The organism is Gilliamella sp. CG25 (assembly GCF_046635705.1).
Lineage (GTDB): Bacteria > Pseudomonadota > Gammaproteobacteria > Enterobacterales > Orbaceae > Gilliamella > Gilliamella apicola_I.
The window spans coordinates 16,504-39,685 of the sequence record NZ_JBIDFJ010000008.1 but is presented as its reverse complement, the minus strand read 5'-3'; the positions used below and the strand labels follow the sequence as shown (position 1 = coordinate 39,685).

The window sequence follows — 23,182 nt, the reverse complement described above, 5'->3', positions numbered from 1 at the left end:
CCTCTTGTTTTTATTATTTAATTAAAAATTTATAAATGCTTATTATTTAATTGCCGATAGTAAATAATTCCTGCTAGCAATAAAAAAATTAGCGCAAAACCTATTAACGACAACCATTGTGGTAATATTTGTACAAAATCATACTGATCAAGCAAAAGATTATGAAAGCCTTTCAAAGCCCAAGACATAGGCGAAATTAAACAAATTATTTGCATGGTTTCGGGCATCATATAACTCGGTACCATAATACCGCCTAAGGCTGCCATAATAATATTTCCCCCACCACCTAATACCACAGCATGTTCTGCCGATTTTGCAAGTACGCTAACTAACAGTGCATATCCCAAAGCAGATAAACTAATTGCTATCGATAATAATGCATAGTTCCAATAAGCGCCTTCTAAAACAAATCCTGTAATATTGATTAAAGGTAAAATATAAATACCTAACAAAATCATGCCAATAAACTGTAATTGATTAATCAAAAAATAAGGTAACAATTTTGCGATAAGTAATGAAAATGCCGATGATTTTGCTAGTCGTAATCGAATAATAGTGTTCGTTTGTTTTTCACAAGTCATGACATTTGATAAAGGAATCATGATAAAAAACATACCAAAAATTAACCAAGCAGGAACACTTTGTTGTACCGAACTCGGTTTAACCACTTTATTGCCTTCTACATTGATGAACTCTTCAGTGATTATTTTTCCTGACAAATAGTCATCTAGTTGTTGTTGCCGTTTTATTTCGACTGAATTTTCGTCCATTATAGAAGAATCATTGTTTGGCGTTGAAAAAATATCTTTAAGCCGCAGCTGTAAATAACTTTTCTGGATAATTGTTTGTAAATTCATCAATCTTAATTGATCGATCCCCGCTAAGGTTATTAATGCTAAAGGCGATTCATTACTCAAATTTTCGGTATTTTGATTGGAATTAATTAATAAAAAATCATAATTTCCCTCGATTAATTTAGCTTTTGCATTATCCTTATCAGCTATATCAAAAAAATCAACATTCATATTTTCTTGATTGCCCAAAATCACTATTAACTGCGAGTTCAATAAATTGGATGATTCACCAACTAAGGCTATTTTAGTATTTTGATTGAAATCATCACGTTGGCTTAATGCCACAGACATAATGAACATAAACAACATAGGCATAATAAAAAGAACAGCTATACCATGTAAATCACGACTCAACAGACGAAATTCTTTAGCGATTGCAGCTAGCATTGCTTTGCCCTCCATGCCTCAATACTGACTTATTCAAGAAGTCCAAATAAAATGACTCTAAAGAACCATGACCATACTGAATATTTAGTATTTGGTATTGTTGAAATTCTTGTAATATTGTTGTGATCTGCTCAGGCGATGAATCAATGACAACTGTTTGCATTGGGGTATGTCGAATTAAAGTGGCATTAAATTGGTCAAGCACATGTGAAGGCACACTTTGCGCTAACGTGATAATGCATTGTTGTTGAGCATGTTGTGTCAATATCTGATCAATGGATTGGCAATACAAAATTTTACCGCTCTCCATAATGGCAATTTTTTGACATAAACTTTCTATTTCGTGTAGATAATGAGAAGTGTAAATGACAGTTACCCCTTCTTTAGTTAATTGCTTCACACTGTCTAATATAAATTGGCGGGATGCAGGATCAACTCCAACCGTAATTTCATCCATAAAAATTAGCGTTGGCGAGTTAATTAGCCCTATAGCAAAATTTAATCGACGTTTTAATCCACCCGACAAATTCGCTGACAACTTATTTTTATAATCTAAAATATCGACTTTTTTCATCAAAGAAATTAGGAAATTAGTATTTTTAATTTTATACAACGAAGCAAAAAATTGTAAATTCTCGAAAACCGTCAATTGAGGATAAAAAGCATATTCTTGTGGAATTAAAGAAATACGTTGCAACTGTTGACGTGACAACTGAGAGAAGATCTGATTATTAAGATAAATTTGCCCGGATTGTAATGAAAGTAAACCCGACATTAATGATATCAATGTTGTTTTGCCGGCGCCATTAGGCCCTAATAATCCAAAGCATGTGCCGGATTCAATTTCTAAATTAATATCACACACCGCATAATTATTAGCATTTTTATAGCGATGAGTTACATTTTGGAGCTTTAACATAAAATTCTTTAAAATAATTTTAATTTTTATAAACAGAATGTTAACATATTATGCTATTATAACAAAATGCATGTTAGGTAAACAATTAACGATAAAATCTAATAAATCAATTATAACAATGAGTAACAAAAAAAACGTTCTATTAGTGTACTATTCACAAACGGGTCAATTAACACAACTTACTAGACATTTCGTATCACCTTTAGCTAATCATGAAGATATTAATTTAGAAACGCTTGCTATTGAACCTCAACAAGCCTATTCTTTTCCATGGTCTTTTAACCACTTTTTTAATATTTTTCCAGAAACGGTTCATTTAATGCCTTCACCCATTGTTGCCCCACAATTTAAACAGCAAAAATATGATTTAATCATTCTAGCTTATACTGTGTGGTTTTTATCCCCTTCTCAGCCTATCACCGCATTTTTACAAGATAAAAACACGCAACAACTCTTAGCCGATACCCCTGTTGTCACGTTAATTGGATGTCGCAACATGTGGTTAATGGCACAAGAAACCGTGAAGAAATACTTAAAAGAAGCAAATGCTAATTTAGTTGACAATGTTGTTCGCATAGATAGCTGTGGCGGGCCTGCAAGTTTTATTGCTACACCGCTTTGGATGTTTACGGGGAAAAAACAGCCCGTACGTTGGCTACCGAAAGCGGGCATATCTGATGAGGACATTAATGATTGTGCTAAATATGGTGAAAAAATTAAAACCGTATTGCTAACACAACCCAAAATCACTGAGCCAATGTTAAAAAACATGGGGGCAGTCAAAGTCAATGAACGTTTGATTCTTAGTGAAAAATTTGGTTATCGCAGCTTCTATTTATGGGGCAAACTGATCATTAAAGCAGGTAAAATCGCTCGACCACTTCGTCAAGGTTTACTTCATTTTTATATTATTTTCTTGGTAGTAATCATTTTAACCGTTGTGCCAATTAGTGCACTGATCAAAACATTACTATCCCCATGGTTAAAAAACAAAATCAGTAAACAAAAACATTTATTTAGTTGGCCTTCAGGCGAATAAAATATAAGAGTAAGACAATGAAAACACATAATGTTTATATTATTAAAATTGCCGCATTTTTACCGAATAATCCTGTTGATAATTCATCAATGGAAAATGTCCTTGGACAAGTTGGTCACAAACCGTCCAGAGCAAGAGCAATTATTTTAAAAAGTAATGGGATAAAAACGCGATACTATGCGATTGACCCGCATACTCGTCAAGCAACACATAGCAATGCCAATTTAGCAGCACAAGCCATAAAGTTATTGTTCAAAGATAACCATCAATTTGGTATAAATGAAATGACTTTTTTAGCCTGTGGTACTTCTTATCCAGATCAGATTATGCCTGGTCATGGAGTCATGGTTCATGGCGAACTCAATGAAACTCATCCTTGCGAAGTTCACAGCAGCTCAGGTGTTTGTGTTGCAGGTATGTCAGCACTGAAACACACGTTTAATGCTGTAAAAGTTGGTGATCATTGTACCGCCGTTAGTTGTGCATCTGAAACTGCATCTGCTGTAATGAGAAGTGAGAACTTTGAAGCAGAAATAGAACAAAAAGTGAAAGCGTTGTCTACACAACCTGAACTGGCCTTTGAAAAAGATTTTTTACGTTGGATGCTATCTGATGGAGCTGGGGCTATGCTATTGAGTAGTAAGCCAAATAGTCATCATTTATCATTAAAAATTCACTGGATTGATATTTTATCCTACGCAAATGAGATGCCAGCATGCATGTATGCAGGCGGTGACTACGATCAGGATCAGTTCATAGGTTGGAAGCAATTTACTCAACTTGATCAACAAAATCAAAGTTTGTTAAGTGTTAAACAGAATGTAAAAATGCTAAATGAAAATATTGTTAAGTATACCGTTGAAAAGATGCTTGCTAACTCAATTAAAAAACATGATTTGAAAAAAAATGATATCGATTATTTTTTACCTCATTACTCTTCTCATTATTTTCGTGAAAAACTCTATCAAGGATTGATAAATATTGATTTTGAAATTCCTTATGAAAAATGGTTTACCAATCTTACTTCAAAAGGTAACACAGGTTCAGCTTCTATCTATATTATACTTGAGGAATTTTTGCGGACGCATTCACTCAAGCATGGGCAAAAAATATTATGCTATATCCCAGAAAGTGGGCGATTCTCATCTTGTTTTATGTTACTTGAAGTCATTGATGCTAACCAAGAGAATTAGAATTTATGGATATTAACCAAATTCCACAAGATAAGAGTAAAACTTATGGCGGTCATGCCAAAGTGGTTTATGCTGTTAAAAATGGAAGTTATACAAAAGCAACTACTAGCGGTTGGGAAGATGAAGAGTTTGTAACATTACAAGCTGTAGATGCATTAGCAGAACAAACTCAGTTGGCTTTTCATGCAGTGAAGAATGAACAACGCTCATCACTCTTTTACTATATGTTTTTATATCGTCATGATATCACTAGCCTTGCTCAAACAAGTGGTTTTTTTCGTTGGCAAATCAAACGGCACTTCAAACCTCAGGTTTTCAAGAAATTATCAGATAAAAAATTAAATCGTTATGCACAAGTCTTTAATTTATCCATTGAACAGCTAAAACAACTTCCGGCTGAAGACAATCAAACGCAAAACAATTATCCATTTAAATAAACTTATTAGACTTTGTATAATCATAATAATCAGGCAACATAATGACAATTCATCATTTTCAACATCAGCACACCGCACACTGTGAAAGCGGTGTTATGTCGACGCTACTCAAGCACCACGGTTTTGATTACAGTGAACCCATGCTCTTTGGTTTATCTTCTGCACTTACATTTGCCTATTTACCGATTATAAAACTTTCGGGTATGCCACTCATCGCTTATCGTATGCCACCAAAAACAATTATTCGTAATTCTTGTAAACGATTAGGCATTAAACTGAACATGCAAAAATTTGTCTCCGCAACACAAGGCATGCAAAAATTGGATCAAGCATTAGACAACAATCAATTAGTTGGACTACAAACTTCTGTTTTTTGGTTACCTTACATTCCCGATGCTTTGCGCTTTCATTTCAATGCGCATAATATTCTTGTCTATGGGAAAGAAGCAGAACAATATTTGATTAGTGATCCGATTATGGAATTACCAGTTCAATGCTCAGCATCAGACTTGGAACGGGCTCGTTTTGCTAAAGGTGCATTGGCAGGAAAAGGATTAATGTATACATTAGAAGATACCCAAAAACAGGATCACCATGTAAATCTATCTCAAGTGATTCGCAGTGCAATCCTTAAAAATGCGCGCCAAATGCAAGCCCCTTTACCTTTTATTGGTATTAAAGGTATTCATCTTTTAGCTAATCGAATCCAAAAACTAAAAAATTCGATGAAAAGTGATCAATATAAAAAACTTTATCTAGGTCATATTGTTAGAATGCAGGAGGAAATCGGAACAGGTGGAGCTGGTTTTCGTTATATGTATGCTTCATTTCTTCAAGAGGCAGCAGATCATTTCTCATCAAATCATAAACCATTATTGATTGAGGCTGCCGTTAATATGACTAATATTGGCGATGCATGGCGTAAATTTGCTAGCCGTACGGTAAAATTATGCCGAAATTTGAACGAAACTGGATTTAATGAGGTATCTGAGTTATTACACCAAGTTGCCGATAGTGAAAAAAAATGTTGGCGATCACTCAGTCAAAGTATCAAAAAAATAGCTTGAGCTGCTAATAATGATAGGTTATTTTGGTGTCCAGAAACAAATGATAAGGGCTTTTAAAAAAATTTAAACGTCGAAAAAATAGAGACCTATTATCACGAATTTAGGTCTCTATTTCATCACTTAAATTAAAACCACACTTCAGTTTGCACCCCAAAACTAATTTGATGTTTTTTAACATTAAATTCAAATTTACTAATATCATTATTTAATGACTCAATATACGATAGATAGAAACGAATATCGGGACGAGAGGATAAAATACTTTCACCTACTTTAAATGAATGATACAGGGTTGTTTTGTAGCCTTCTTCTTTATAAGTTCGACCATTAACTTTATTTTTTTGTTTAAAGTAACCAATTTCAATACCACTTTGATTGTATTGATCCCAAATATAAGCAGGTCTTACTGCTGATTTAAAACTGGTAAAATCTGTATGAGGTAAGTTTAAATCATAAGAATAAACATCTTTACCTGTTGTTAAAGCTAATGCATGCGCCACGATAATATTATCAGAAAAATATGCTTCACCTTCAGAAACTAATCGATAAGCCTTACCTCCAGTGTGTTTACCTATATAATCATTATCAGCATTAGCGGCAAATTCTGGATTATTGGTATTGATATTGCCCAAATGTGAAGCGACTGAATTGGTTGCAGTCTGTAGCGTTAGCTGATTAAAACCACCAAAAAAGTTATTTTGACGTAGAACAACACTACCTAACCAAGCATTTTTAACAGTGATATTATCTTGTAGTTTCGATTTGTTCGGCGCTGAGTATCGGGCATTAACAGCAAACAATGCATCTTGCCATAATGGGATATCTCGGTAACGCAATTCAATTTCATTGATATCAACTTCTTCACGCCTTACTTTAGCTATATCTGTTCCCGCTGTTTTTTTATTGACCTTAACATTCACATCAGCACGTAACAATGCTAAATCTAGCTTTCCTACGCCAATTTCCAAATTTTCAATACCGACACCCCCACCAGCTGGCGATTTTTGGGTTTTCCAATCAAGCATTTGAATTTCATTATACGGTAAAGAGTGCTTACCTACCCACAAAGTCGCTTCAGGAAAAAGAGGAACAAATCCTTTGGTGGCTAAGTATATATCAGAAAATTGCATGATATTGTCGTCTTGCGTATTAAACAATCCAGCCGCTTTATCGGTTGCCACATTACCATCAATCATAACAATTGCATCCACTCGACGACCATCTTGATCATACACTTTTTGTCTGAAGACAAGATCGTACCACCCCCCATATTCGTTCCCAAATCGTCCTAGAGCGCCTTCGGCATAATTTTTGGGTTTACCATTCATCGAAGTTGACCAACCACCACGAAAATACCCATTAAAGGAAAATCCAATTTCTTCTTTAATATAATCTTTGAATTGTGTTAACGTAAACGATTTTTTAGTGGCAATATTACTATTCTGTTCTTCATTAGTTTGGCTATCAGTGACTAACACAATTGCGTTATTGTTAGTAGGATGCGTAACACTAACAGGTTGTAGATTAACTGATTTTTGTTGTTTAAGTGCGGCGGTTTGTATTTTTATCTCTTTTTGTTGATTGCTTATCACTAACTGTTGCTTTTCTAAATTAAGACTTAACTCAGCAATTTGCTTATTCGATTCAATCAGCTGTTTTTTCAAATCAATAGATTCATTACTCAGCGCAATTAATTTTTGCTCTAATAAATTAATTCTTGCCTCTAACTCATCTTGAGTAGCAGCTATCGCATTAGGCAAATAAAATAAACCGAGCATGGTAATTAAAACAATTCGCTTAGGCTTTACTTTTATTAATGATTTTGTTAGATATTTCATTTTTCTCTACTCATAATTTAATTGTTCATTCAGTAGTCTTATAAATTTAAGACAAAAAAAAACCTAAAGAATAGGTAACAACAACTATTCTTTAGGTTTTGCCCGCTTAATATCGGTAGCAATCCAAAAGCTAATAATTAGCGTTTTCAATATAACAAATAAAAAAATGGTTTCAAAAATAAAATCCTGATGTTGTGACTTAAGTCACAGTAATTAAAAGTTATTTAAAGATAAAAAATGTAACCGTAAACAAAAAAAAATAAACAGAATTAAGAAACTTACAATTTTATACATGATTCCAATTAGACAAATGTTATATTGTTCACTGTTGTATGTCCTAATTTAGTTATAATAATTCGCATTCAAAAATTGGTTAGATTAACGTAAATCATTTAGTACTAAATTGTTAAGATTAAAATGGTGAAAAAATGAATCTCTCTTTAGATACAATCATAAGTAGAAATGATTGGAATAATTTATCAGTTCTTAGTATTAATAGGCTTCCGACACATTCTAAATTCCACAGTTGGCGTGATAAATTACAAGCTAAAAATAATATTGATTCAGAATCAATATTATCTTTAAATGGGGATTGGTTTTTTAGCTATTTTGATAACCCCAAACACGTTCCGGAATCATGGTTAGAAAGAGAGATAGACACCAATACCATTCCCGTTCCATCTAATTGGCAATTACACGGTTACGATGCACCAATTTACACCAATATACGTTATCCATTTCCTTATAATCCCCCTTTTGTTCCTGACGATAATCCAACAGGTTGTTATTCTCGTTATATCAATATTACGCAAGCATGGTTAGATAAAGGGGAAACTAGAATCATTTTTGACGGTGTTAGTTCTGCTTTTCATCTTTGGTGTAATGGTCAATGGGTGGGTTATTCGCAAGACAGTCGAATCGCTGCGGAATTTGACTTAACCCCTTACTTAACAGTTGGGCAAAACAGAATAGCAGTCTTAGTTTTAAAATGGTGTGATGGAAGTTATCTTGAAGATCAAGATATGTGGCGATTAAGCGGTATTTTTCGAAATGTTTCGCTACTTAATAAACCTAAATCACACCTAAAAAATATCCAAATTAAGACAGAACTTGATGCCTGTTATCGGAATGCTACGTTATCGATACAAGTTGACGTAAAACACAATGACAATATGGATCAATTAAATATTGGCATTGAATTATGGAAAAATAGCGATTTGATTTCCGGACAATTTCAACTGATTGGTACCGAACCCATTGATGAAAAAGGGGGCTATCATGATCGCCTGTTTTGTCATATTCCAGTTATTTCACCTGAATTATGGAGTGCTGAAACGCCTAATCTTTATCGTGTCGTAATCAGTTTATATCATAAAAAAATCGGGCTTATAGAATCCGAAGCTTATAATATTGGTTTCCGAGTGGTTGAGATCAAACATGGTCAGCTTTGTATTAATGGTCAACCTTTACTTATTAAAGGAACCAATCGCCATGAGTTTTATCCGGATCAAGGCTATGCTATCACTGAAGAAGCCATGCTTCATGATATAAAACTGATTAAACAACACAACTTCAATGCAGTACGTTGCAGTCATTATCCCAATGATCCTCGTTGGTACGAACTTTGTGATCAGTATGGACTTTATTTAGTCGATGAGGCGAATATAGAATCTCACGGCATGTTCCCTATGTCCCGTTTATCAGATGACCCCTATTGGCTCGCAGCATACAGTGAACGGGTTACACGCATGGTGCAACGAGATCGCAATCACCCATCTATTATTATCTGGTCACTTGGGAATGAATCCGGGCACGGTTCATCACATGATGCACTGTATGCTTGGATCAAAAGTAATGATCCAACTCGCCCCGTTCAATATGAAGGAGGAGGCGCAAATACGGCTGCCACCGATATTATTTGCCCTATGTACGCTCGAGTCGATCAGGATCAGCTTCATCCAAAGGTACCTAAATGGGCTATAAAAAAATGGATATCCCTGCCCGATGAAAACCGCCCACTTATTTTATGTGAATATGCACATGCTATGGGAAATAGTCTTGGTGCTTTTTATAAATATTGGCAAGCATTTAGGCAATATCCAAGATTACAAGGTGGTTTTATTTGGGAATGGGCAGACCATGGTCTTCGTTGCCAAACATCATCAGGAGAAAGTTATTGGGCTTATGGCGGTGATTTTGGCGAGGCTTACCACGATAGGCAATTTTGCTTGGACGGCTTAGTTTTTCCCGATCGAAAACCGCATCCAAGCTTAATCGAAGCCAAAAAAGTTCAGCAACCTTTTCAATTCAAACTCATTAGTCAAAAACCTTTAGTTGTCGAAATAACCAACGAATATTTGTTTCGACGTACTGATAATGAACTATTACAATGGGAGATCTTAATCGATGGTAATAAACAACGAAGTGGTCAAATTACCCTTGATATGCAACCAGATAGTACAATCAGAATAAAATTACTTGATAGCTTACCTAACTATATCAATTGTGAAGATGTTCATCTTTCTGTCATTATTATCCAAAAAGAAGAAACTCCATGGTCACCAATTGGTCATCTTGTCGCTTGGGAACAATGGCAACTTGAGAATGTCTTTATTCCGCCTCTTAAGCTTAACAAGCTTAAAACCCCCATGACATTAAAGGAAAATAAAAATAATTATTTAATTTCTCATCAAAATCAAAATTGGTTATTTGATAAAACTACTGGTTTTCTAAATCAATGGACTAAAGAGGATAAACCATTATTGGCTTCGCCGTTTTGTGATCAATTTATTCGAGCGCCAATTGATAACGATATTGGAATTAGTGGTGACTATGATAGCAATAACAATCCATTTGCTTGGGTTGAACAGTGGAAAGCAGCAGGTTATTTTGATTTAACCCATAAATGTCTTGGAATACAAGCTTCACAATCATCCGGCACTATCATTATCGAAGCGTTGCATGGTTATTTTTATGAAGGTCAAAGAGTGATTCAAAGCAAATGGATTTATCAATTTGATCAGCAAGGCTATTTAACGCTAACGGTTGATGTTGATATTGCCAACAATATGCCAGCGCCTGCACGTATTGGTTTAACATATCAACTTAACGAAATCCCAGAAAAAGTTAAATGGCTAGGTTTAGGGCCGCACGAAAACTATCCAGACCGTAAACACTCTGCCATTTTTTGTAAATGGTCATTACCTTTTTCTGAACTCTATACTCCTTATATTTATCCTTGTGAAAATGGTTTACGCTGTGATGTAAAGAAATTAATACTGGATGAAATGACGATCACCGGTCAGCAATTTCAATTTAACATCAACCAATATGGTACTCAACAGTTAATGGCGGTCACACATCGTCACCTTTTAGTGGCGGAACCTTGTGCTTATGTGAGTATTGATGCTTTCCATATGGGGATTGGTGGTGATGATTCATGGACGCCAAATGTCCATTCTGAATTTTTATTAACTAAAAAACATTATCGTTATCAATTAACCTTCGAGGTTAACTAAAAGTTACGATGATAAAAAAAGAACAACGATAAGGCATAATAAATTTGTGCTTTATCGTAATTTGCTTAACAAGCAGTTAAAGCTATCGATTCAAATATCAAAAACTGAGATTGAGGTACAACAACTAGCAACCTATTTAACTAACACCATCAAATAGCTTATCTAACTCTTCGATAAAAGCTTGTTCAGGAAGATGGTAAAAGATACCATGGTCTGGCATACCACGTAAAAAAAGATAATAAACTCCCCCAAAATGGGTTTGATATTGATAATTAGGTATGCGGCTTTTCAAAAAACGATGTAACGCAAGACTATAAAGTTGATATTGCAACTCATAACGATGCTCACACATCACCTGTTCTAATGCTTTTTGTCCATAATCTTCAGCTGAATAACCTAACCAATTTGATTTATAATCAATAATATAATATTTCCCTTGATATTCAAAAACCAAATCGATAAATCCTTTCAGCATGCCTTGTACTGTTTCAAAATCAAGTGTTGGACATTGATAAGATAAGTTGTCATAGGTTTTACAAATGCTATCAAGTTGTTCACAACTTACTGCTTCACGAATCGGAAAATAAAATTGTAATTCATTGATACATCGCCCTGTTAATACATCTGATAACACCAAACCTTGTTGATTAAGCGTTGTGGACAACACTTGTTGTAACCATTCCAATAAAATAGCTTGCCAAGTTTGATCTAAATTGAGTTTTGTTATTGTTTCACTACACAAGGTTTCGATATTCTTCTCAGAAACATTTTCCATTATCTTATGCAGCAAAGTCCCCACATACGCCCCTTTGGGAAAATGGTGAATATCATAGGTTAATTCGGTCTGCAAAGTGGCTTGGGATTCTGGCGTCTGTTCATCCCAATCGCTGATAATTTCTGGATTGATTGTTAAAACAGCGTGATGTTTTTGCAGTTCCGTATAACTGGTTACGCGCCACTGATGACAAAGTTTCCGTTTAAATACATTAGCCGTTAAAGATTGATTTAGCTGACAATGAGCAGTGTACTTATCATTTTCAAGGGGTAATTCCACATTAATGAGATCCGCCATTGCTGCTATATTGTTTAACTCACCTTTTAACAGATAATGAATAGCTGATTGGTCTTTCTTCATAGAAGCAAGACCAATACTACAATGATAAACGGATCGTGTCATAGCAACATACAATAAACGTAAGTCTTCCGCCATGCGTTCATCTTCAATCTGTTGTTTTATTTCATCTGTTAACATCCATGCATAAGTTTGTTGAAAATCGTTATTTTTATCATGATAAAATTGTGTATCAGACACACGATATTGGCAAATAAAAGGTAACCAAACGATTGGAAACTCTAAACCTTTTGATTTATGAATGGTGATAATCTTGACTAGATTTTCATCACTTTCAAGACGCTGCTCATGATTTTCGATATTAAAATCAGGATTAACAATCTGTTTGGTTAACCAACGTATTAACGCATGTGGACTATCTAAATCATCTGCCGCTTCTTGTAATAACTCACTTAAATGCATAAAGTTAGTTAAAATACGCTCTCCGTCTTGTCGAGCAAGAATATTTTCCGCTAGCTGACGTTTTTTCATCATTCGACGTAACATCACCAATACGCCATAATATTGCCATATAACCTGATACTGCTTAAATTCTTCTACTAAGCTTTCCCATTTATCTTGATCATCAGTGATTTGTTCAAGTTCAGACATCGTCTGTCCTAATAACGCCGTCATCATAGCCAAACGTAAAGCGGCTTCATTTTCTGGCATCAATACCGCTTGCAGAAGGCAAAGCACATCCTTAGCCTCATCTGACTCAAACACGCTATTACGATTGGATAAATAGACACTTTTAATGCCACAAACGGCTAATTTTTGCTGAATAATTTCTGCTTCTCTACCCGTTCGTACTAAAATGGCTATATCTGACGTCGTTATTGGGCGACAACCCTTGCTATCATTAATTAATATTGAAGAGTCCGATAACCATTTGACTATTTGCTTGGCACAGCAATTTGCCATCTGCTCTTGATAATCAGCTTTGGTTGTTACTTCTTCTGGCAATAAATAAGCGGTTAAAGCATTGCTTTCTTGATCATTAATTAGCAATGATTTTTGCTTATTTTTTTCAGCGCAATTCATTGGTAAAAAGGGAATATCATTAAAAACAAACGGATTTTCATGATGGGCGAATAATTGATTTACCGCATTTACCATAGCTGATGAGGAACGGTGATTCACATCCATGGTAAAATAGTTATCACCGGTTGAACGTTTCGCCTTAAGATAAGTAAAAATATCGGCGCCACGAAAACTATAAATAGCTTGTTTCGGATCGCCGATAAATAATAGTCCGATATCAGATCGTTTGCTATCATAAATACGATCAAAAATTTGGTATTGAGTTGGGTCGGTGTCTTGAAATTCATCAATTAACGCAACCCGATATTTCGTTGAAATACTTTGTGCTAATCGTTTTCCTGTTCGTGTCACTAACGCCCGATTAAGCTGCCAAAGCAAGTCATTAAAACTTATCTCAGTGCGTTTAATTTTTTCATCATAAATGCCTTTTTGGATTATGGTTACAATATCCATTAAAATATGGCTTCGCAAATCCAGTTTACACTTATAGAGTGTATCAATTTCAGTAAAAACAGAATGACTTGGAACGATTTTTCCTTCTTTTGTTTTGCTCGCCAGAACTGATTGACAAAATTTTTCAAGCTCATTAGGTAATGCAAACGTAAGCGTTGTACTGTTAGCCCATTGTGAAACTTTTGAAAGCCAATTAGGCAGATATCGGCTACTATAAGATTGTTTACTGACACCCGATTGATTAATAATATCCGATAATTGATCAACATGCTTTAACCATGATTTTTTTACCGTTTCAATCATGTTAAAATTTTGCTGATAAAACTCAGCTATTGCTTCGGTAATATTGGGGTTTAATTCAGTTTTCTCATTAAAGGTATTGGATAAATAAGGGGTAATATCGGCTAATAATTCCGCCGGCTCTTTCCAACAGTCTCGAACTAAATAAGCATACGATTTTTCAAGAGGTATAAAATAGTATCGCCAGAAATCTTGCACGACTTGTAATTGCAATTGATATTCGTCGATGATTAATTTTTGTTCGAACAACACGCCGGACTCAAACGCATGGCTAGTTAGTATTCTTTGACAGAAACTATGAATCGTGTAAATTGCTGCATCATCCATTGATTGTTGGGCTTCAGTAAGTCGTTGAATCGCTTGTTGACGATCAACAATCAATGTCATTAATTGCTGATAAATAGGATCATCATGTTCACCGTTTAATAATGCCAGTCTTAACTCTTGTATGTTTTGTCGTATACGTGAACGTAACTCTTGAGTGGCCGCTTTGGTAAACGTCACCACTAAAATTTGGCTAACATCAAGCGGTGTAGGATAGCTATTTTCACCAATGCCAAGCAGTAACCTTAAATATATAAAGGCAAGCGAATAGGTTTTACCCGTACCTGCCGATGCTTCAATCAGTGTTCGGCCTGTTAACGGTAAATCAAAAAGATTGAGTTTTTTTATTTCGCCTGATGAAACCATTCAAGCTTACCAATAGTTGATGTTAACTCAATGCATGCAATTGATGCAGTCGGAAACATGGGCGGAGAGATATCAGGACAAAGCTCATTCACCAAATATCCAACTAAAGGAAGATGCGAAACAATAATCACTTGCTCAATACCTTGAGAAGGAAATGTCGATAACAAATTGGCAATATATCCAGGATTACCGCCAGGTACTAACAGTTTATCTGTTTCTACTGTTGAAACAGAAACTTGTGACGATAACTCTGCTAATGTTTGCTGAGCACGTAAATATGGGCTAACTAAACCAATATTAAATTGAAAATTTTGTTGTTTAAGCCACTGCCCAGCTTGAATTGCTTGTCGAATTCCGTAAGACGTAAGGGATCGACTTGAATCGGATGAAGCAGAAAAGCCTGCTTCACCATGCCTCATAATACAAACTTTCATTACTCTCCAATTAGCGTAATTTTAATTGAAAAATCAAGCATTCAGCACCACAACAAAAGGTAAATTTTGCCGTTAATTTAAAACCACCATCAACTTTATCAATACTGCTATTAATTTCGCAAGGTTCTGTTGCCACAGCTTTTGCTGCTTGAGTTAAAGATGCTAATTTAGCTTGAGCTTCTGACTCTGTCGTAAAGACATGCTCATACTCAGCCGTGCAATCCTCATTATCTATGATTGTGCCAACATCTACGCAACAACACGCCGGAGTATCATTTGCTTTACATTTATTTAAAGAATCTGTCATGCCATACCTCTGTTTTACCGATTAAATTGACAGTAGTATACTCTCAATCATATCTAAGGGCAAAATTCTCATCAGGATTTATTTAGAATAGCTTTACTTTGATAACATTCTTTGAAAGATAAAACAACATTGTTATTGACTAAACGGAATCAAGAATCCGAGTTGTAATTTGAGTTTTTTGAAATTGAGAAAATTAAAATAAATCTTGTCTATATGTCAGTAACCTTCACCAGCAAATCAACGATTGAATTTGTGGTTAACTCAATGCCCTTTTTCAGTTCTGTTAAGGTATTCTTTTGTTATGAATCCAAATCCGTTTAACCAGAAAGGCGTTCAATTTAGGTTATTGGGATTGAATTTAATTGAGATAGTTAATGTTTTGGTAATCTTAAAAAGATTTAGATCATAAAAAAAGCAAAAAAACCTCTACCAAATGGTAGAGGTTATATGATTAAAATTTAGGTGCAGATGAACGACCTCGTTTTTTTGCAAAACTTTTATCGTTCGATTCTGTTCGGTTACTTTTACGTCCCCGTTTAGCATCTGACTGAGCACCACTGACCAAGCTCATTTTCATTGGTTGATTCAGTACCCGTACTTTTTCTAAATGTTTAAGGATATCTTTTGGCATTCCTTTTGGTAACTCAACCGTTGAATGGGTTTCATAAAGTTTGATGTTACCAATATAACGACTACTAATATCCGCTTCATTAGCAATAGCACCAACAATATGCCGAACTTCAATACCGTTCTCTTTACCAATTTCAATACGATACATATCCATGTCACCCACATCACGACGTTCCCGACGTTTTGGCGACTCTCGATTATCGCCTCGTAGTCGACGTTCACCACCACGATTATCACGATCACGACTGTCACGAGATGGTTTGAATACTGGATCAGGCGGTAGAATTAATGGGCGCTCACCTTGTGCAAGTTTTAATAAAGCAGTTGCAATCGTTTCAAGATCCGCACCACTTTCAGTTTGGATTTGACTCAGTATTGCTTGATATTGATCTAAATCATTACTTTCTAGCTGTTGTTGAACTTGCTGATTGAACTTAACTAAACGACGTTTTTCTAATAATTCTTTAGAAGGTAAACCCACTTCTGGGATTGGTTTTTTAATTGTTTGTTCAATATTTTTTAGTAAACGACGTTCACGGCTATCAACAAATAAAATTGCACGACCTGCACGGCCTGCACGACCTGTTCGCCCAATACGGTGAACATAAGATTCTGAGTCTAAGGTAATATCATAGTTAATAACTAAACTAATACGTTCAACATCTAATCCGCGAGCTGCCACATCCGTTGCAATTAAAATATCTAATCGACCATTACGTAATCGATCAAGTGTTTGTTCTCTTAATTGCTGAGTCATATCTCCATTTAATGCAGCACAACTGTACCCGTGTTTTTCAAGCACTTCGGCGACATCAAGCGTTGCTGTTTTTGTTCGTACAAATATAATTGCAGCATCAAAATCTTCTGCTTCAAGAAAACGTATTATTGCCTCATTTTTACGCATTCCACGCACTAACCAATAACTTTGATCGATATCAGGCGCTGCTTGATTAGTCCCTTTTATCTGTACTTCTTTTGGATTATGCATAAATCGTTTAGTGATACGGCGAATTGGCGCAGGCATTGTTGCTGAAAATAGCGCTGTTTGATGATCTTCGGGAATGGCAGCCATAATATTTTCAACATCATCAATAAAGCCCATTCTTAGCATTTCATCGGCTTCATCAAGAACTAAACCTTTAAGATTTGAAAGATCTAATGTTTTACGATTTAAATGATCTAATAAACGTCCAGGCGTGCCAACTACAATTTGCGGTCCTTGTTTTAACGCTCGCAATTGCACATCATAACGCTGACCACCATATAGGGCTAATACATTCACCCCTTTCATATATTTTGAATATTCTGAACAGGCATCAGCAACTTGTATTGCAAGCTCACGTGTTGGTGCTAACACTAATAGTTGTGGCGCTTTTAAGCTGGCATCAATGTTCATTAAAAATGGAATGGAGAAAGCCGCTGTTTTTCCACTTCCAGTTTGCGCCATACCAAGCACATCTTTTCCATCTAATAATAGTGGAATACATTCAGCTTGAATGGGTGATGGTTTGCTAAAACCAAGATCATTTAATGCGTTAAGGATGTCCTCGGATAAACCAAGGTCAATAAAAGAAACTTCATTTGTCATGTAAACTCGCTTATAAATTTATCATATATATAAACTTTCTATTTTAATTGCTAAACAATTAAGCTTAATGAAATAAAGTAATTAATCTCAATATGGTTAAATGTTTAATTGCATTTCCTTGAAAAGAAAGCTATATATAAATTTATGCCAGCTCACTAAATTGAAAATTTACGATTCACATCAAAAATTAATTACCGATACTATAATTGATTATTGTTGTGAATGTTATATGGACAAATATCACATTTGCGCAATACTCTGATCCGATTAAGGATATAACTAATTAACGACTCATCAATAACTTGAACAAGTATTAATAGTCAATCAGAACTAAACTATAACAATATTTTCACTTTTAAAACTGGCATGACCCATGTTACTTTTCCTCAAGTAACTTCATTTCGTAGAGTGCCTGTTGATGTTCAACAAAGTTATAAATATTATTAGCTAAAGCATATTTAAATAACATTTTGGCACGCTCATTATCACCTTTATTCTGATAATATTTACCCAAATAAAAGTAGGTTTCACAAAGACGCTCAGCTAATTGCCGATTATTTTCAACGCCTTCTTGAAGATTTTGCATCAATTTAGATTCATTAATTTTACCTAAATAAAATGCAACAATATGGCTACTATAAATCGATTTATCATTTAACCGATTATAACGGTCTTGTAGCATATTTAATGCTGTTTTCTTATCAATCTCATTTTCAATTAGATAAAGCCATAATAATCTAATTGGCTCATTCACATCATATTGATAAAACTGAAGTGCATCTCGGTTAGCAGATTGATAATGACCTGTACGATACAACGTGATTGCTCGATTCAAATATGCATAAGCATAAGCTGGATCGATTTCTAAAGTTGTATTAAAAGACATTAAGGCAACATCAAAGTCACCTTCTCTTAAAGCATAAGTCCCTAAAAAGTTATAAATATCTGGAATGTCAGCGCTATAACCTAATAAGGTAGAAAAATCAATTTGCGCAAATGCTTTAAAACCTAATGAATCATAAACAATTCCCCTTTCAAAAATAAGCTGCATTCGGGTTACAGTATCAATATTTTTTTGGGATAATTGTTGGCTAATCTGAGCAATTTTCAATTCATCATTATACGAAACTTGCTCAGGAACAGCCAAAAGGAGCGGTGAACTTGAACAACCTGACAATAGAATAACAGCTATAAGTAAGCAGACAATCCTCAGGTTGAAAAGTTTCATTTTAAAACCCCTAATGATTAATTTTTTATTCAGTAATTGGTGAATGTTCCGTTGTTGGTTCAATTGCATCTTTCATACTTAAACGAATTCGACCTTGACGATCAATTTCAAGGACTTTCACATTGACTTCTTGTCCTACTTTTAAGTAATCAGCTACTTTTTCGACACGGTGATCAGCGATTTGAGAAACATGAACCAATCCTTCTTTACCACCAATAATAGAAACAAACGCACCAAAATCAACAATTCGAGTGACTTTACCGGTATAAATTTTACCAATTTCAACATCAGCAACTAAATTATTGATACGCTCCATAGCATCTTTAGCTTTGTTCGCATCTGATGCTGCAATTTTAACTGTGCCATCGTCAGAGATTTCAATGGTTGTGCCTGTTTCTTCAGTTAATGCACGAATCGTTGCGCCACCTTTACCGATAATATCACGGATTTTATCCGGATTAACGTTCATTGTATAAATACGTGGGGCAAACTCAGATATTTCTTGACGCGGTTTATTAATCGCTTGGTCCATTACCGTTAAAATATGCAATCTGGCACCTTTCGCTTGATTAAGGGCAACTTGCATGATTTCTTTGGTGATACCTTCAATTTTGATATCCATTTGTAATGCACTCACACCTTCACGAGTTCCGGCTACTTTAAAGTCCATATCGCCAAGATGATCTTCATCACCTAAAATATCTGATAATACGACAAATTTATCGCCTTCTTTAACTAATCCCATTGCAATACCTGCAACTGATGATTTGATTGGCACACCGGCAACCATTAAGGCAAGTGAAGCACCACAAACAGAAGCCATAGACGATGAACCATTTGATTCGGTAATTTCAGATACGACACGTACGGTATAAGGGAACTCTTCTTGGCTAGGCATGACCGCAGCTACACCACGTTTAGCTAAACGCCCATGACCAATTTCACGACGTTTAGGTGATCCAACCATACCTGTTTCACCGACAGAATATGGCGGAAAGTTATAATGCAATAAGAAACGTTCAGTATATTCGCCAGTTAATTCATCAATAATCTGAGCATCGCGTTCAGTCCCTAATGTTGCTGTGACTAACGCTTGAGTTTCACCACGTGTGAATAAGGCGCTACCATGTGCTCTTGGTAATAAATTGGTACGGATATCCAGTGCCCGAACCATATCTTTTTCACGACCATCAATACGCGGTTCACCAGCGATAACGCGCTGACGAACAATTTGGCTTTCCAAATCAATAATAATGTTCATCACTTCGTTTTCATCAAGTTCTTCATCTTGCGCTTTTAAAGAGGTTAGCACATCTTCTTTAATCAGATCAATTTGCGCATAACGAGCTTGTTTTTCTGTGATACGGTAAGCTTCACCTAGACGATCTTTCGCTAATTCAGAAACAGCATTATATAATGCTTCATTTTTAACTGGTGGAACCCAATCCCATTTTTCACGATTCGCTTTCGCCACAAATTCATTAATGTTATCAATGACCACTTGTTGTTGCTCATGACCTAATACGACTGCAGCTAACATTTGTTCTTCACTTAATAAATCAGCTTCCGACTCAACCATCAATACCGCACTTTTCGTACCAGCAACCACTAAATCCAAACGGCTATTTTGTAGTTCTTTTACTGAAGGGTTCAATACAAATTCATCGTTAATTAAACCAACTCGAGCAGCACCAATTGGACCATGAAAAGGCACACCTGATAAGCAAAGTGCAGCGGAAGCACCTATCATTGCAACTAAATCTGGACTAACATCCGGATTGACTGACACGACTGTTGCAATGATTTGAATTTCATTAACAAATCCTTCTGGAAATAATGGACGTAATGGACGGTCAATTAAACGTGCAATTAACGTTTCGCCTTCGCTTGGACGACCTTCACGTTTAAAAAATCCACCCGGAATACGACCGGCAGCATAAGTACGTTCTTGATAATTAACTGTTAATGGGAAAAAGTCTTGTCCTTCTTTGACTTTTTTATTAGCAACTACCGTAACAAATACAGCGGTATCGTCCATATTAACCATGACCGCAGCTGATGCTTGACGTGCTAAAATACCTGTTTCTAAAGTAACAGTGTGGCGTCCATATTGAAATTTTTGATATGTTGGATTAAACAAAATAATATCCTCTTGTTAATAATGCTGTTGAAATGAAAAGCTCGACAGGCAGTAGTTTTAAGTACAACTTATTGATTTTTTATTTCAACAATGTAGGGTCATCAACAAAAGATTATTTCACTGTCACGACTAATGACAGATCTATAAATTATAGAGCTCTCATTAGTCGCGCGAAACATGAGATACAATCTTTTAATGTGTTGATTTACAAAAACGAATTAATTTTACTTTCGAGCTGAGCATTATAGCAAAGCTCAAATTTTTAACAACGAAAAAGAGGCCTAAGCCTCTTTCAAGTAGATTTTGATTAGCGACGTAAGCCTAATTTTTGAATCAATTGGTTGTAACGTTCGATATCTTTACGGCGTAAATAGTCTAATAATTTACGACGGCTAGAGACCATGCGTAATAAACCACGACGGCTGTGGTGATCTTTTTTATGCTCAGAAAAATGACCTTGTAAATCATTAATACGCGCAGTTAAAAGAGCAACTTGAACTTCAGTTGAACCTGTATCGTTAGTTCCACGACCATATTCAGCTACGATTTTCGCTTTAGCTTCTACAGTTAGAGACATAATAAACCTCATAAAATTAGTATAAAACATGGCATGTCCGATCTCTAATTCAGACAACCTCGGTATTCATATAAATATGAATTGGGCGCAATTATACTGAATTTTATTAAAATAGCAATTTGATTTACGTAACTATAAGTTTACTTAAGTTCAAAGCCATACTCTTCTTGAATCAATTTTTTTAATGCTTCAATATAATTTTGTGCAGACAGGCTTAATTGGGCTTTTTGCGAAGTAATCCAACCAATCAAAATTTTTTCATTAACTTCAAGTGGTATGGATAAAATATCAGACCCATTTAAATCCGTACTTAATACGCCAGTACTAATCGTATAACCATTTAACCCATGCAACAAATTAAACAAGGTGGCTCTATCACTCACATGAATACTTTTTTTATGGTAAACAGTACTTAAAATCTCTTCAGAAAAATAAAATGAATTATATTCCCCCTGTTCGAAAGACAAATAAGGGTAATTTTCAAGATCACTTAACGTTAACGATTTCATTGATGATAAAGGATGATTGGTGCTGATAAATACGTGTGGGTGGGCTTCAAATAGCGGATGAAATGTCAATCGATGTTCTTTCAGTAAGCGTAGAATCACTTTTTGATTAAAATCTGTTAAATATAAAATCCCAACTTCACTTCGTAAATTAGCCACATCGGTAATGATATCGTAAGTTCTGGTTTCTCGGAGAGTAAACTCATATTCATCAGTATGATTTTTTTTGATGAGATTCACAAATGCATTGACAGCAAATGCATAGTGTTGAGTGGAAATGCTACAGAGTTGTTTTGAAGGGACTTTTTTTGAATAGTGTTGTTCTAATAATTCAGCTTGATCTAGGACTTGTTTTGCATACCCCAAAAATTCAACACCATCAGTGGATAATGAAACTCCCTTAGACGTTCGCACAAAAATCTCAATACCAAATTCTGCTTCTAATTCTTTAACTGCTGTGGAAAGACTCGGTTGCGTAATATAGAGATTTTTTGCAGCTTCATTAATTGAACCTGAACGAGCAATTTCTAAAATATAGCGTAATTGTTGTAGTTTCATAGCGTCACTTATTTAGTCGTATAAGCCCATTACGGGATAATGTCTTGTTAACTATATACCAAAAATTAGCAGATGTGCACTAACTGATTGTTTAAAATTAAATCTGACATACAGGCACAATACTATTTAATTTATTTGTTTACCTAATGAAATGTAATTGGGATAGTTAAATGAATGAGGAGTTGAAAATCTAGACTAACAGGTTTTATAAGTGATGGGTAAAAGGAGTAAATGAAAGGATTAATTTTGCAACATAATTGCGTGTGTTAATGAATAGAGCCAATTGACTCTACCGATTTAAAATTGTCTAGCTGACCAGTTATAGCCTCGTTTTGATTCAATAAACATGTATATGAATCATGAT

General features: G+C 35.1%; 16 protein-coding genes. 5 read left to right on the top strand and 11 right to left on the bottom strand.

Annotation, left to right across the window (positions count from 1 at the left end; genetic code table 11):
• Positions 1 to 29: 29 nt before the first annotated feature.
• Both ACGH6P_RS07530 and ACGH6P_RS07525 read right to left on the bottom strand, forming a co-directional pair.
• Positions 30 to 1,241 carry an ABC transporter permease gene (locus tag ACGH6P_RS07530; protein ID WP_411597158.1) on the bottom strand — a complete coding sequence of 404 codons (1,212 nt, stop codon included), beginning with the start codon at positions 1,239 to 1,241 and terminating at the stop codon, positions 30 to 32.
• Positions 1,222 to 2,160 carry an ABC transporter ATP-binding protein gene (locus ACGH6P_RS07525; protein ID WP_411597157.1) on the bottom strand — a complete coding sequence of 313 codons (939 nt, stop codon included), beginning with the start codon at positions 2,158 to 2,160 and terminating at the stop codon, positions 1,222 to 1,224. Before ACGH6P_RS07525 ends, ACGH6P_RS07530 begins: the two co-directional genes overlap by 20 nt.
• 118 nt (positions 2,161 to 2,278) lie before the next feature.
• Between ACGH6P_RS07525 and ACGH6P_RS07520 the strand changes: the two genes are divergently transcribed.
• The 4 genes from ACGH6P_RS07520 to ACGH6P_RS07505 are packed head-to-tail and all read left to right on the top strand — an operon-like array spanning position 2,279 to position 5,896.
• Complete coding sequence (locus tag ACGH6P_RS07520) at positions 2,279 to 3,199, top strand: dialkylrecorsinol condensing enzyme (protein WP_411597156.1); 921 nt, start codon at positions 2,279 to 2,281, stop codon at positions 3,197 to 3,199.
• Positions 3,200 to 3,216: 17 nt separating this feature from the next.
• Positions 3,217 to 4,392 (top strand): beta-ketoacyl-ACP synthase III, encoded by a 1,176-nt coding sequence (locus ACGH6P_RS07515; protein ID WP_411597155.1) that lies wholly within the window; start codon positions 3,217 to 3,219, stop codon positions 4,390 to 4,392.
• Between the two features lie 5 nt (positions 4,393 to 4,397).
• The gene (locus ACGH6P_RS07510) at positions 4,398 to 4,829 is read left to right on the top strand and encodes a hypothetical protein (protein ID WP_411597154.1); all 432 of its coding nucleotides are present in this window, start codon (positions 4,398 to 4,400) and stop codon (positions 4,827 to 4,829) included.
• A 41-nt stretch (positions 4,830 to 4,870) separates the two neighbouring features.
• Complete coding sequence (locus ACGH6P_RS07505) at positions 4,871 to 5,896, top strand: BtrH N-terminal domain-containing protein (protein WP_411597153.1); 1,026 nt, start codon at positions 4,871 to 4,873, stop codon at positions 5,894 to 5,896.
• Between the two features lie 125 nt (positions 5,897 to 6,021).
• On the opposite strand, the gene ACGH6P_RS07500 is transcribed toward ACGH6P_RS07505, so the two are convergent.
• A complete protein-coding gene (locus tag ACGH6P_RS07500; RefSeq protein WP_411597152.1) occupies positions 6,022 to 7,734 on the bottom strand; it encodes a carbohydrate porin in 1,713 nt (570 codons plus the stop codon).
• A 428-nt stretch (positions 7,735 to 8,162) separates the two neighbouring features.
• On the opposite strand from ACGH6P_RS07500, the gene ACGH6P_RS07495 reads away from it, so the two are divergent.
• Positions 8,163 to 11,252: a beta-galactosidase gene (locus ACGH6P_RS07495; protein ID WP_411597151.1), complete on the top strand. Its 3,090-nt coding sequence runs from the start codon at positions 8,163 to 8,165 to the stop codon at positions 11,250 to 11,252.
• A gap of 136 nt (positions 11,253 to 11,388) precedes the next feature.
• On the opposite strand, the gene recB is transcribed toward ACGH6P_RS07495, so the two are convergent.
• The 8 genes from recB to ACGH6P_RS07455 all read right to left on the bottom strand — a co-directional run bounded on the left by recB (position 11,389) and on the right by ACGH6P_RS07455 (position 22,818).
• Positions 11,389 to 14,850 (bottom strand): exodeoxyribonuclease V subunit beta, encoded by a 3,462-nt coding sequence (gene recB, locus ACGH6P_RS07490; protein WP_411597150.1) that lies wholly within the window; start codon positions 14,848 to 14,850, stop codon positions 11,389 to 11,391.
• Positions 14,829 to 15,284, bottom strand: coding sequence for a phosphohistidine phosphatase SixA (sixA, locus tag ACGH6P_RS07485; RefSeq protein WP_411597149.1), 456 nt, complete (start codon positions 15,282 to 15,284; stop codon positions 14,829 to 14,831). Before sixA ends, recB begins: the two co-directional genes overlap by 22 nt.
• Positions 15,285 to 15,294: 10 nt before the next feature.
• Positions 15,295 to 15,591 (bottom strand): YfcZ/YiiS family protein, encoded by a 297-nt coding sequence (locus tag ACGH6P_RS07480; RefSeq protein WP_411597148.1) that lies wholly within the window; start codon positions 15,589 to 15,591, stop codon positions 15,295 to 15,297.
• Between the two features lie 451 nt (positions 15,592 to 16,042).
• On the bottom strand, positions 16,043 to 17,809 hold the full coding sequence (locus ACGH6P_RS07475; protein WP_411597147.1) for a DEAD/DEAH family ATP-dependent RNA helicase: 1,767 nt from the start codon (positions 17,807 to 17,809) through the stop codon (positions 16,043 to 16,045).
• A 376-nt stretch (positions 17,810 to 18,185) separates the two neighbouring features.
• Positions 18,186 to 19,037 carry a lipoprotein NlpI gene (gene nlpI, locus ACGH6P_RS07470; RefSeq protein ID WP_267350629.1) on the bottom strand — a complete coding sequence of 284 codons (852 nt, stop codon included), beginning with the start codon at positions 19,035 to 19,037 and terminating at the stop codon, positions 18,186 to 18,188.
• A gap of 25 nt (positions 19,038 to 19,062) precedes the next feature.
• Complete coding sequence (gene pnp, locus ACGH6P_RS07465) at positions 19,063 to 21,177, bottom strand: polyribonucleotide nucleotidyltransferase (RefSeq protein WP_411597146.1); 2,115 nt, start codon at positions 21,175 to 21,177, stop codon at positions 19,063 to 19,065.
• 307 nt (positions 21,178 to 21,484) lie between these two features.
• Positions 21,485 to 21,754 carry a 30S ribosomal protein S15 gene (gene rpsO / locus ACGH6P_RS07460; protein WP_065559597.1) on the bottom strand — a complete coding sequence of 90 codons (270 nt, stop codon included), beginning with the start codon at positions 21,752 to 21,754 and terminating at the stop codon, positions 21,485 to 21,487.
• A 140-nt stretch (positions 21,755 to 21,894) separates the two neighbouring features.
• The gene (locus ACGH6P_RS07455) at positions 21,895 to 22,818 is read right to left on the bottom strand and encodes a LysR family transcriptional regulator (RefSeq protein ID WP_065559598.1); all 924 of its coding nucleotides are present in this window, start codon (positions 22,816 to 22,818) and stop codon (positions 21,895 to 21,897) included.
• Positions 22,819 to 23,182: the final 364 nt, after the last annotated feature.